This is a genomic window from Acinetobacter parvus DSM 16617 = CIP 108168 (assembly GCF_000368025.1).
In the GTDB taxonomy this organism is placed as follows: Bacteria; Pseudomonadota; Gammaproteobacteria; order Pseudomonadales; family Moraxellaceae; genus Acinetobacter; species Acinetobacter parvus.
Window position 1 is genome coordinate 169,514 of the sequence record NZ_KB849212.1, and the last position, 12,329, is coordinate 181,842.

The following is a 12,329-nucleotide window of genomic DNA, read 5'->3' on the forward strand; positions in this document are numbered from 1 at the left end:
TATAACTCATTGAGATGTGTCATAGTATTCGTCGTTAGAAAACAATTATTGTGACATTATTTCAATGAGTTATCTATTTTTGTCGTGTACAGAGTAAATTTTTAATAACTGATCATTTTGCACATCTATATGCGTAACCCCAATAACAATGTTATTACTATGGTTTTGAAACGCATCTAGATAGAACTCGAGGTCTTTTAAGCGATTAGGACTTGAGTGGTCAATGAGTACCACCGTACCAATTGCACCTTTACAGACAATCGTCCACATAAAGTCAAATCGGTCTTGCCCAGGCGTACCATATAAACCAATCTTGGTACCGTCTTCTAAACTAATTTCGCCGTAGTCAATTCCAACAGTCGTCAAGTATTTACTGTGTGCATCTAAATCTGTATTCACAGCTTCTGTACTAACAACAGGGATATCTGACAGAGCCTTAATTGCTCTAGATTTACCTGCCCCCATCGTTCCACCAAAAACAATTTTGTATTGCTGAAGAATCATAAGACCTGCTACTTACTTATAATTAAATATTTTTGACCCATGTCACAGATTTAAAAACGTTGTTATTTTACCACAGATTAAAAAACATACCAAATACTTAATACATAATACTTAATACGTCTAATTTTTTGCCATTGATTTTTTTATTCTTTAAATTATTTCCTATTTTTTGGTGACTATTTCACCATTCTTGGCACATTCATTTCAAAACCACAAAAAATTAGACCTCTTGCGAAAGTATAACCCCCCATAAAGAGCGAATGAGATATAAAACATTAAGCCGCTATACAGCTTCTGAATTTAAACGCTTGGTTGGCGTTCCTAGAGAATTATTTGATGATATGGTCAAAATTCTACAAGATTCGGAAACGCAAAAGAAGAAGTCAGGTCGTCCCCATACATTAAGTATAGAGGATCAATTATTATTGACACTCAATTACTTACGGAACTATAACACCCAACTTGAATTGTCAGCCACGTATGCGATAGCAGAAAGTAACGTCAACCGCACGATTCAAAAGGTAGAAAATTCCTTAATGAAATCAAGATGTTTTACTTTACCTAAGAGAACGATGCTAACAGTAGATGAGAATTTTAACTGGGTTATCATGGACGTGACAGAGAGTCCGATAGAACGCCCTAAAAAAACAGAAAAATTGGTATAGTGGGAAAAAGAAAAAACATAGCTTAAAAACACAGATTATTTTTCATCCTCTTCACCATAGCCAAAAATCCCCAAATTTCGTATGATACGCTTTTTAAAATCATGGTGCTTTCTATGACCGTTTGGACACCTCATGTCACAGTCGCCACTGTAGTCGAAAAAGACGGACGTTTTCTGTTTGTTGAAGAACACAGCGAAGGCTTTGTACATACCGTGTTTAATCAACCTGCGGGACATGTAGAATGCAGAGAAACCATTGTGCAAGCAGCGATTCGTGAGACCTTAGAAGAAACAGGTCATCATGTTGAAGTCGATCACTTGCTCGGGATTTACACCTATACGCCGCCCATGTTTCCAGATCGTACCTATTACCGTTTCTGCTTTCTTGCCCATGTCACCTCCGTTGAGGAAAATGCGCAACTGGATACAGGCATTGTCGGTACGGTCTGGATGAATCTGGATGAATTGCAGGAATCAGCCCGTGCCCGTAGCCCACTGGTTTTAAAAGCTGTTCAAGATGCCCTTACTGGCAAAAAATACCCCTTATCGCTCATTTATGAGCACCCTTTCTCTCCCTCATTAACTTCTCATTTGGACGCTTAATTAGATGCAACAACGTGTCATCGTCGGTATGTCTGGTGGTGTAGACTCCTCTGTTTCTGCCGCATTATTACTTCAACAAGGATATCAAGTTGAAGGTCTTTTCATGAAAAACTGGGAAGAAGATGATGGTACGGAATACTGCACAGCACTTGAAGACTTAGCTGATGCGCAAGCCGTTGCAGATAAAATTGGTATCAAGCTGCACACTGCGAACTTTGCAATGGAATATTGGGATCGTGTCTTTGAGCACTTTCTGGCTGAATACGCTGCGGGTCGCACACCAAACCCAGATATTCTGTGCAATAAAGAAATTAAATTCCGCGCCTTCCTCGATCATGCGATGACTTTGGGTGCAGACTTTATTGCCACAGGCCACTATGCACGTCGTGGTGCGAGTACACAAAACTCACGTGGTGAAACCTACGCACCTTTATTACGTGGTGTCGATAATAATAAAGACCAAACTTATTTCTTACATGCAGTTCATGGTCGTGAAATTAACAAGACTTTGTTCCCTGTCGGTGAAATTGAAAAACCGCAGGTGCGTAAAATCGCAGAAGAGCTTGATTTAGCGACGGCTAAGAAAAAGGACTCCACAGGAATCTGTTTTATCGGGGAACGCCGTTTTAGCGATTTCTTAAAACAGTATCTTCCTGCTCAGGCTGGAAAAATTGTCTTGGATAATGGCAAACAAGTTGGTGAACATCATGGCTTAATGTACTATACGCTCGGTCAACGCGGTGGGATCGGTATTGGTGGTATGAAAGGTGCGCAAGAAGGTGCATGGTTCGTATTGCATAAGGATGTTGCCAATAACCGATTAGTCATTGGACAGGGGCATGATCATCCGCTTATGCAAAGCACACAGCTCTGGAGTGAGTCAATTGATTGGGTTGCAGGTGAACAAGAGATCCCAACTACGGGTTTCCGATGCACAGCAAAAACTCGTTATCGTCAGCCTGACCAAGCGTGTACAATTTATCATGATGAACATACAGAAAATGGTATTCGAGTTGAGTTTGATGAACCACAACGTGCTGTAACTCCAGGGCAAAGTGTGGTGTTTTACTCAGGAGAGGTATGCTTAGGCGGTGGTGTCATTCACCATACTGATGCACCTCAACCAGATTTTATTTAAGGATATTGGAATCGAAGCATGGCGGAGTTACCCTTTCAGCACACCCAAGCGTTGAATGTAAGACAAAACCGTGCTTTAGCATTGGCTGCTGTCTTCCAAGCAACTCAGCTCACGCATATGACTGCGATGGCGGGACAGCAGAGTATTGGAGATAGTGGTAATTTTTATTTTGAACTACTGATCAAAGCCAGTTTAAATATTCGCCCAGCGACCAACAATGCGACTCAAACTTTAGATTTTTTTAATCAACTTGCAGATATCTCTCTTGGTTTAAAATCATTAGAAAGTTGTATAACTCAACCTTTTAATACTGCTCCTAAATCTCGTATTCCGAAAATGTCGACAGCTAAACTTCCCATGTCCTATGCTATGGCATTATTGCAGTTGGAAAAGAAAGTGTATAGCAATCCTGAATACGTCAAAATTATCGAAACGGCTCAACAAAAAATCCTAAAACAGTTGTCTTTTTTCGATAATAACTATTTGCACCCAAGTATTATTGCCAATTTAGCTCAGACCTATGTTGAAACTGCTGGGCAAATCAATCCGCGCATTTTAGTCCGTGGTAATGCTGAAGCGTTTAAAGATATGAATCATACAAATCGAATCCGTGCTTGCCTTTTTACAGGTCTACAGCTTGCGCATTTGTGGCGACAACTCGGTGGTAGCTCTTGGAGTATGATCTTTAATAAACGTAAGCTTTTACAAGATATTCAAGCTCTCGCTCGTTTGCAGTATCAGGTGGTATAAACCGATGCTAAGACGAATTTATTTTTATGTTTATTCCAAAATTAAGGAATCTGTATGAATGCTTTAACCGCACTCTCACCACTTGATGGACGTTATGCAAGCAAATGCGATGCGTTACGCCCTTTTTTGTCTGAGTTTGGTTTAATCCACGCTCGTGTTACGGTTGAAGTGCGTTGGTTACAAGCACTTGCAAATCGTGCAGAAATTATTGAAGTTCCTGCTTTTTCTGCTGAAACAAATGCAGCATTGGATGCGATCGTAACCAATTTTTCTGAAGAAGATGCGAATCGTATTAAAGAAATCGAGCGTACGACAAACCACGATGTAAAAGCAGTTGAATACTTCCTTAAAGAAAAAATTGCGAATATTGATGAGCTACAAAATGCGGGCGAATTTATTCACTTTGCATGTACCTCTGAAGACATCAACAACTTATCTCATGCATTAATGCTTAAAAATGGTCGTGAAGTTTTAGTTTCAAGTATGAAACAAATTCTGAATGCGATTTCTGCTTTGGCTATCACACACGCTGAGCAACCAATGTTGTCTCGTACACATGGTCAAACTGCAAGCCCGACTACGTTAGGTAAAGAGATGGCAAACGTTGCTTATCGTTTAGCGCGCCAAATCAAGCAATTTGAAAATGTTGAATTATTGGGCAAAATCAATGGTGCTGTCGGTAACTACAATGCTCACCTATCTGCTTACCCAGAAATTGACTGGGCTGCACATGCTCAAGCATTTGTTGAATCTTTAGGTTTAGCATTTAACCCATACACCACACAAATTGAGCCACATGACTATATGGCTGAATTGTTCGATGCATTACGTCGTTATAACACCATCCTGATCGACTTTAACCGTGATGTTTGGGGCTATATCTCACTGGGTTACTTCAAACAAAAATTGAAAGATGGTGAAGTTGGTTCATCAACCATGCCTCATAAAGTAAACCCAATTGACTTCGAAAATTCTGAAGGTAACTTAGGTATCGCAAATGCGGTATTGGGTCATCTTGGTGAAAAACTTCCTGTTTCTCGTTGGCAGCGAGACTTAACTGACTCAACTGTTCTTCGTAACATGGGGGTTGGTTTTGCACAAAGCTTGATTGCTTTTGATGCTTGCTTAAAAGGTATTGGTAAACTTGAGTTGAATGCGAACCGTTTAAATGAAGATTTAGACCAAGCACAAGAGGTTCTTGCAGAACCGATCCAAACAGTAATGCGCCGTTACAATGTTGAAAAACCTTACGAAAAACTAAAAGCATTGACTCGTGGTCAAGCAATGACACGTGAAATGATGGTGAACTTCGTTAATGGTGATGAACTTCTTCAAGTTCCAGCTGATGAACGTGCTCGTTTAGCAGAGCTTACACCTGCTACATATACAGGTAATGCAGCTGAACAAGCGAAACAAATTAATGATCTAATTAGCAAAATCTAAGTTTTGTTGATAAAAAAGCAAAGCCTCGGCTTTGCTTTTTTATGCGCTAACATCTTAATTTCTATATTTTTTAATTGATATTTTTGAAAAAATAAACCAACAATCTGTTTAATTTAGCTTACTCAAAAATTGCAAATCACGTTTTTTAGCTTCAATGATAGAACATTTATTAAATTTTGAAATTCACGCACATAAAATGACTAACAATACTGTGATAAGCAATATTTTACATATTTTAAGAAAACGAGGTTTTAAAAAAAGCCTCCGAGGAGGCTTTTCAGTTTAGAAGAAATTAATCACCTGTATAACCTTTTAATTTTAAACGTGCAGCATGTAACAATGGCTCTGTATAACCCGATGGTTGCTCAGCGCCTTTGAAGATCAGGTCAGAAGCTGCCTGGAATGCGATACCATCAAACTTAGGTGCCATTGGTGTATAAAGTGGATCATTGGCATTTTGCTGATCAACAATCACTGCCATGCGCTTCAACACTTCTTCAACCTGTTCGCGTGTTACAATCCCGTGACGTAACCAGTTCGCAACATGTTGAGAGGAAATACGTAATGTTGCACGGTCTTCCATCAAACCAACGTTGTTGATGTCTGGAACTTTAGAACAACCTACGCCTAGGTCAACCCAACGAACGACATAACCCAGAATACCTTGACAGTTATTTTCAAGTTCGTTGTTAATTTCTTCAGCAGTCCAGTTGGTTTCTGGAGCAAAAGGAGGTGTTAACAAGTCATCCAGAGACAACATATCTTCATTAGCCAACTCATCCTGACGTGCTTTCACGTTGATTTGATGGTAATGCAATGCATGAAGTACCGCACCTGTTGGAGATGGAACCCATGCACAAGATGCACCTGCATTTGGATGTGCAGTTTTAGTCGCCAACATATCTTTCATGCTGTCTGGTTTTGGCCACATGCCTTTACCAATTTGTGCCTTACCTTGTAGGCCACATGCCAAACCAATCGCAACGTTACGATTTTCGTAAGAAGCAATCCATTTCTGAGCTTTAACAGCTTCTTTACGGACCATTGGCGCTGCTTCCATAGAGGTATGGATTTCATCACCCGTACGATCCATAAAACCAGTGTTAATGAAAATCGTACGGTCTTTTGCAGCAGCAATACAGTTTTTCAAATTAACTGAAGTACGACGTTCTTCGTCCATAATCCCGATTTTAAGCGTCTTCGCTGGCAAGCCAAGTGCCTGTTCCGCACGCTCAAACAATTCAACTGCGAATGCAACTTCTTCTGGGCCATGCATTTTTGGCTTAACGATATACATAGAACCTTTACGAGAGTTCTTATTTTCGTTTTCGCCACGAATATCTGAAATTGTAAGTAATGGAGTAACTAATGCATCCATAATACCTTCAAATACTTCTTCACCTTCTACAAGGATCGCTGGGTTAGTCATTAAATGACCAACATTACGAAGAAGCATCAACGAACGACCATGTAAAGTTGTAGTGCCACCAATCAGGTTTTGAACAGTACGGTCTTTGTTTAAGGCACGTGTAATGGTTTTACCATTTTTCTCGATAGACTCTTGTAAGTCACCTTTCATCAAGCCCAACCAGTTACGGTAGCCTTCAACTTTCTCTTCAGCATCAACCGCCGCAACAGAATCTTCCAAATCCTGAATGGTTGTGATTGCCGCTTCAAGGGTTAAATCTTTCACGCCAGCAGCATCAGTTTTACCCACTGGGCTGTTTGCATCAATATCAATGATAACGTGCAGGCCGTTATTTAATAAAACGATTTCAGTTGGGTTTGCGGCTTCACCATTGAAACCAACAAATTGAGCTTCATGCGCCAAAGAAGTAGTCGAACCATCTTTTAAAGTCACAACTAGACGATTGTGATCAACCGCATATTGAGTTGCATCAGCGTGTGAGCCTTGTGCCAACGGGAAAGTCTGGTTTAAGAAATCTTTAGCGAATGCAATAACCTTGTCACCACGAACTGGGTTATAGCCTTTACCTTTTTCCGCACCATTTTCTTCAGAAATTACATCTGTACCATACAGTGCATCGTACAAAGAACCCCAACGTGCATTGGCTGCGTTTAAGCAATAACGTGCATTACGTACTGGTACAACTAGCTGTGGACCTGCCAATAAAGCAATTTCTTCATCTACATTTTCAGTTGTAACTTTAAAGTCAGCAACTTCTGGTTCCAGATAACCAATTTCAGTCAGGAATGCTTTATAGGCATTCAATTCAAATTTATTATTGCGGTGCCATTCATCAATCTTGGCTTGTAGTTCATCACGCTTAGCCAATAATGCCTTGTTTTTTGGGCTAAGATCGACAACGACTTGCTCGAAGTTTTTCCAGTAAGTTTCACTATCTAAACCAGATCCTGGTAAAGCTTCATTTTCGATGAAATCGTAAAGTTCTTTAGCAATCGCTAGCTTGCCTTGTTGAATACGTACAGTCATTGTCTTTCCTGATGGTGCTAACTTTTTATAACAAGATTCCTAGTATACCGATTTATACTAGCCTGAATAGTAATATCACATTCCTAAATAGTAAGCATTTTCTCTATAAGACGTATTGACAAGCGCAATTTTATCTCTTTATCAAAAAATCAAATTCCTGGGTACTTACAGTTTAGGCCTGCAATGTCCTCACATTTTTAAACGACTTTATTTATAGCAAAATTCAAACAAGAATAAAGCTTTCTCCCTCTAAATTTATAAAAAAGACATTCCGAAGAATGCCTTTGTAAATTTATGAGGTTTTTGCAACCTGTATCTGTCGATGTTCAGAATGCAGGTAGTCATCCGACTGCATTTCCAGCAATCTTGAACGGGTACGCTCAATTTCAAAAGCCAATTTCTGACCTTCATAAAGCTCAATAATTGAATCTTCTGACGTCAGCAATAATTTCACCCCACGATCATAAAACTCATCGACCAGATAAATAAAACGTCGGGTTCCTTCTGACAGGAAATCGGTCAAATTCGGAATATTGCTGACCAATACAGTATTGTAAATATTGGCAATTTCAATAAAGTCTGCTGGACTACGTGGCTTAAAGCATAATTCAGAGAATTCACACCACAATACATCTTCGGTATGCCCCAGCGTCTCTACCACACGATTGTTAATCATGATGGGTGTATTCGACTTGGTTTGAGTATGTGTAAGCGATTGGAAACGTTCAAGCATCCATGACTGGGCATCACTGCTTAATGGATATTTAAACAACTGTGCCTGTTTCAAAACTCGTAAACGGTAATCAATGCCTGCATCAACATTTAAAACCACACAGTTTTTCTGTACCAGTGTAATCGTGGGCATAAAACGGTCACGGTGAATCCCGTTTTTATATAAACCCTCTGGCGCAATGTTTGATGTTGCAATCAGGGTAATGCCACGCTCAAATAGTTTCTGGAATAAATCACTAAGAATCATTGCATCTGTCACGTTCGACACAAAGAACTCGTCAAAACAAATCACAACTGCATTTTTATAAATTTGATCGGCCACTGCATCCAGAGGATTACGCTGGCCTGAAAGCTTGTTTAATTCTTTATGGACGTGCTGCATAAAGTGATGAAAATGCATACGGGTCTTGCGGCGGAACGGGACAGCATCATAAAACTGGTCCATTAACCAAGTCTTGCCACGGCCTACACCGCCCCACATATAAACCCCTTTTGGATAGGTCTGACGACGGAAACGTCGAAATGCTTTCTTGGAAGCTTTATAACGAGTGAGTAATTCTTTCCATACTCGATCTAACTCTTGCACTGCCTGAGCCTGAGCTTCATCAGGCATAAACTGACCTGACTCAAGCGCTTGAGTATAGCGTTCAGCAGGTGATGCAGGAATAAATGCAGTGCTATGTGAGTCTGGTTTAGAATTTGACATAAGGACTTATTGCAATTTTAATTGGTGAAAATTATATCGAACATTGAGTTCAAAGGCATTAGATTTTAGGCTTAATTATCATGCTGTTTAAACATCATAATCTACCATTTTTAATTATTTAGCTATTTCGATGATATTGTCTAGGGCTTTGTCCAAACCATCTTTTAAAGGCATGATTAAATGCTGCAGGTTCAGAATATCCCAACATTTCGGCCACTTGCTCAATCGAATACGAACTGTTTTCAATGAATTTTAATGCCTTTTGCTTGATGAGCCTTTCCCGAATTTCCTTATAGCTGGTCTGCATTTGCTGTAATTGGTGCCTTAAAGTTCGTTCAGGCATGTTCAATGCACAGGCTGTTTCCGTCATGGTTGGAATCACGCCATTCTGCAGTTCCAGATAATCTTCAACATATTCGACAACGGTCAGCTTGAGGTTTTCATTCTTCTCCAGCTTTGCTAAATCCTGTAGGCATTTTTCCTCATACACCCGATAGGTCAATGTATCTGCGGAGGGGACTTTAATTTGCAGGATTTGAATATCGTCCAGAATGAATGCCGCCTGATCACAATCAAATTTGACATCCTGCCCATAATAGTCCTGATAGGCAGCCATCAATGCCAAGTCTTTTGGCCTTTTAAATGGTAATTCAATTTGAATGTGAGGAATTTCCAGCCCCATCATTTTAAAAATATCTTGTAAAAACCTATAGGTACCTGAGATTTCACATTGTGCTCGGAGATGACGCATGCCTTGAATCAAATACATTAATCCGAGGATAGATCTCTTCATAATTCCAAATGCAATTCTCAAGACTTTAATGTTGTACTATAAAAAAGCATGTAAATGAATTGCCGAAATGATCAAGTTCTGCGTCTATACAATCATATTTAATCTTGATAAAACCTTTAAACTTGCACAAAATTTAGCTGTGTAGGGGGGGTGGGCTATGCGTAATGCGAACAAGGATGCAATTCAAAAAACCAAAGTTGCCATTATTGGTGCAGGTTTTGGTGGTTTGGCAATGGCTATTCGACTATTACAAAGTCAAATCAATGATTTTGTGATTTTGGAAAAGACCAATGATGTGGGTGGCACATGGCGAGAAAACCAGTATCCAGGTGCAGCCTGTGATGTTCAATCGCATATGTATTCCCTTTCATTTGCACCTAAAACCGACTGGTCCAAACGTTACGCAGAAGCAGATGAAATTTTTACTTATATTCAGGATATTACTGAACAATATAAATTAAAAGATTATTGTAAATTTAATCATGAAGTGACTCATGCTCAGTTTGATGAAAACCGCAATGTCTGGACTGTAGAATTTAAAGACCAGCCAACACTTGAAGCACAATTTGTTATTTTTGCTTCTGGTCCACTGCATGTTCCCCAAATTCCACACATTAAAGGGATTGAGAAATTCAAAGGCAAAGTCTTCCATTCTTCAAAATGGGAACACGATTATGATTTAAGTGGTAAATCTGTTGCCTCTATTGGTACAGGTGGCAGTGCCATTCAGTATATTCCTGAAATTGCACCCGAAGTAAAACAGCTTTATGTGTTTCAGCGTACTGCAGCATGGGTCATCCCACGTGATGAACGTAAATATTCACAACTCAGCAAGACTTTGTTCAAGGCATCGAATATTTATCGCCAAATCCATCGTACCCGCTTGTACTGGACCAATGAGTCTCGTGTCGTGCCGATTGTACAACCTCAGATCATGAAATATGGTCAAAAGCTTGCAGAAGCCTTTATTCGTTTTCAGGTGAAAGATAAAGAACTCGCCAAGAAACTAACTCCTGATTTCGTCATGGGTTGTAAGCGTATTTTGATTTCCAACAAATACTTTCCAACCTTTAACCGTAAAAACGTTGAACTGGTTACAGATGCTATTCAGGAAATTACTGCAAATGGCATCATCACCAAAGATGGTAAAGAACGTCAGATTGACTGCCTGATTTATGGTACAGGTTTTATTACCGATCCACGTATCTACTTAAAGCATTTTGATTGTGTCGGTCGTAATGGCATTGAGCTGAAACAGGCATGGAAAGATGGCGCTGAAAGTTACTATGGCATTGCCACCAAGAACTTCCCGAACCTGTTCCAGCTACTTGGTCCTAACACAATCTTAGGGCATAACTCTGTGATTTTCATGATTGAATCACAAGTGAACTATATTCTACAGTTGATCCAGACCGTGGATAAAACAGCTACTCAGGCGATTGAAATCAAGCATGATGCACAAGATCAGTTCAACGAACGTGTACAGGAACAGCTTAAAGGTACGGTATGGCAAGCAGGTGGCTGTAGCAGTTGGTATCAGGCGGCTGATGGCAAGAACTTCTCTCTATGGCCAACTTATACCTGGAAATACTGGTTAGAAACGCGTAAAGCGAATGTTGCTGATTATAATTTTATGAGTAATGACGCTAAGCAATCAAAAAAACAAGTCGCTTAAATTGTAATGATAAACGAGAGGATAATTTATGATCCTCTCGTTTATTGTTTTAAGGTTCGTAATAATCGCCATTACCTGACATTGGTGTGGTGTAGTAAACATCCACATACGGACGCTTGTGATCTTTTAGTGGAAAACGTTTCACTAAAATCATGGCATACGTATTTTCAATATGCTGATAATCTTCAATTTCATCTTGTTTAATAATTTGCCACTGTCCTTTTTCCCGATTCTCCCATAATCCGACCTCTTTAATTTCACGAATCTTTAAGCATTGTGGTCGTTCGGAAGCTGCGCTGTTATTTTCACAAGATACGAAATGAGGAAAAACCTCAAATGTTAAAATTTCAGGTTTAGACTGATATTTTGTTTCAGGTGTCATTTTTCCTACAAATGAATACTGCTGACTATCTAACATTTTAAATGTTAAGGTTGGTTGAGCAATATTGGTTGAATCCAAGGTAAATATAGCCTGCTTGTCTTGATCAAATAAATTTGTCGCTAATACTTCTTGTTTTGCTAATTCATCAGGACATCCCATAGCGGTTAGCACAAAACTTTCTGTCGCAATTAATTTTTTCCCCTGAATTTTATAAGGCGCACCACCAGCATTACACCCTGTATTCACCCCAACACTATTATTTTCAAAGTTTAATTTAATTGGAGGATTCTCATTCGGGGGTTGATATTGCCAAAAATATGAAGTTAATATTTTCTCTGGATCTACTGAAATCTTTTTTGGCTCCTGTACAACTGGGGTACAAGCAAGTAAACCCACACTACAGCATAAAAAGAAAAATATAGATTTAACTTGCATTTAGTCCCTCCTCCATATCTATCTGCTGATATTTTGTATAGCACTTTTC

At 39.4% G+C, this 12,329-nt stretch carries 8 protein-coding genes and 3 pseudogenes; 6 read left to right on the forward strand and 5 right to left on the reverse strand.

Annotated elements, in window-relative coordinates:
• Positions 1-93: 93 nt before the first annotated feature.
• Positions 94-504, reverse strand: a pseudogene (locus F988_RS07205) (GTP-binding protein); the annotation flags it as partial.
• 260 nt (positions 505-764) lie between these two features.
• On the opposite strand from F988_RS07205, the pseudogene F988_RS07210 reads away from it, so the two are divergent.
• The 5 genes and pseudogenes from F988_RS07210 to purB all read left to right on the forward strand — a co-directional run.
• Positions 765-1,218 (forward strand): annotated as a pseudogene (locus F988_RS07210) (transposase family protein); the annotation flags it as partial.
• Positions 1,219-1,282: 64 nt separating this feature from the next.
• On the forward strand, positions 1,283-1,771 hold the full coding sequence (locus F988_RS07215; protein ID WP_010589357.1) for an NUDIX hydrolase: 489 nt from the start codon (positions 1,283-1,285) through the stop codon (positions 1,769-1,771).
• A gap of 4 nt (positions 1,772-1,775) precedes the next feature.
• The gene (mnmA, locus tag F988_RS07220) at positions 1,776-2,909 is read left to right on the forward strand and encodes a tRNA 2-thiouridine(34) synthase MnmA (protein ID WP_004682201.1); all 1,134 of its coding nucleotides are present in this window, start codon (positions 1,776-1,778) and stop codon (positions 2,907-2,909) included.
• 18 nt (positions 2,910-2,927) lie between these two features.
• Positions 2,928-3,659: a high frequency lysogenization protein HflD gene (gene hflD, locus F988_RS07225; RefSeq protein WP_004682203.1), complete on the forward strand. Its 732-nt coding sequence runs from the start codon at positions 2,928-2,930 to the stop codon at positions 3,657-3,659.
• A 54-nt stretch (positions 3,660-3,713) separates the two neighbouring features.
• A complete protein-coding gene (gene purB, locus F988_RS07230) occupies positions 3,714-5,102 on the forward strand; it encodes an adenylosuccinate lyase (RefSeq protein WP_004682205.1) in 1,389 nt (462 codons plus the stop codon).
• A gap of 292 nt (positions 5,103-5,394) precedes the next feature.
• On the opposite strand, the gene F988_RS07235 is transcribed toward purB, so the two are convergent.
• The 3 genes and pseudogenes from F988_RS07235 to F988_RS07245 all read right to left on the reverse strand — a co-directional run.
• Positions 5,395-7,557, reverse strand: a complete 2,163-nt coding sequence (locus F988_RS07235) for a malate synthase G (protein ID WP_004682206.1) — start codon at positions 7,555-7,557, stop codon at positions 5,395-5,397.
• A gap of 292 nt (positions 7,558-7,849) precedes the next feature.
• Complete coding sequence (gene zapE, locus F988_RS07240; RefSeq protein WP_004682208.1) at positions 7,850-8,995, reverse strand: cell division protein ZapE; 1,146 nt, start codon at positions 8,993-8,995, stop codon at positions 7,850-7,852.
• A gap of 118 nt (positions 8,996-9,113) precedes the next feature.
• Positions 9,114-9,737: pseudogene (locus F988_RS07245) on the reverse strand (helix-turn-helix transcriptional regulator); the annotation flags it as partial.
• Between the two features lie 208 nt (positions 9,738-9,945).
• Here F988_RS07245 and F988_RS07250 point away from each other — a divergent pair.
• Positions 9,946-11,463: a flavin-containing monooxygenase gene (locus F988_RS07250; protein WP_004682210.1), complete on the forward strand. Its 1,518-nt coding sequence runs from the start codon at positions 9,946-9,948 to the stop codon at positions 11,461-11,463.
• A 49-nt stretch (positions 11,464-11,512) separates the two neighbouring features.
• Here F988_RS07250 and F988_RS07255 read toward each other — a convergent pair whose 3' ends face one another.
• Entirely contained in the window at positions 11,513-12,280 is a 768-nt protein-coding gene (locus F988_RS07255; RefSeq protein WP_004682212.1) for an META domain-containing protein, read from the reverse strand.
• Between the last annotated feature and the right edge of the window lie 49 nt (positions 12,281-12,329).

Excerpts from the sequence above, each read along its gene's own strand:
- mnmA (WP_004682201.1), top strand. The coding sequence starts at position 1,776 with ATGCAACAACGTGTCATCGTCGGTATGTCTGGTGGTGTAGACTCCTCT.
- purB (WP_004682205.1), top strand. The coding sequence starts at position 3,714 with ATGAATGCTTTAACCGCACTCTCACCACTTGATGGACGTTATGCAAGC.
- F988_RS07250 (WP_004682210.1), top strand. The coding sequence starts at position 9,946 with ATGCGTAATGCGAACAAGGATGCAATTCAAAAAACCAAAGTTGCCATT.
- hflD (WP_004682203.1), top strand. The coding sequence starts at position 2,928 with ATGGCGGAGTTACCCTTTCAGCACACCCAAGCGTTGAATGTAAGACAA.
- F988_RS07235 (WP_004682206.1), bottom strand. The coding sequence starts at position 7,557 with ATGACTGTACGTATTCAACAAGGCAAGCTAGCGATTGCTAAAGAACTT.
- F988_RS07215 (WP_010589357.1), top strand. The coding sequence starts at position 1,283 with ATGACCGTTTGGACACCTCATGTCACAGTCGCCACTGTAGTCGAAAAA.
- zapE (WP_004682208.1), bottom strand. The coding sequence starts at position 8,995 with ATGTCAAATTCTAAACCAGACTCACATAGCACTGCATTTATTCCTGCA.
- F988_RS07255 (WP_004682212.1), bottom strand. The coding sequence starts at position 12,280 with ATGCAAGTTAAATCTATATTTTTCTTTTTATGCTGTAGTGTGGGTTTA.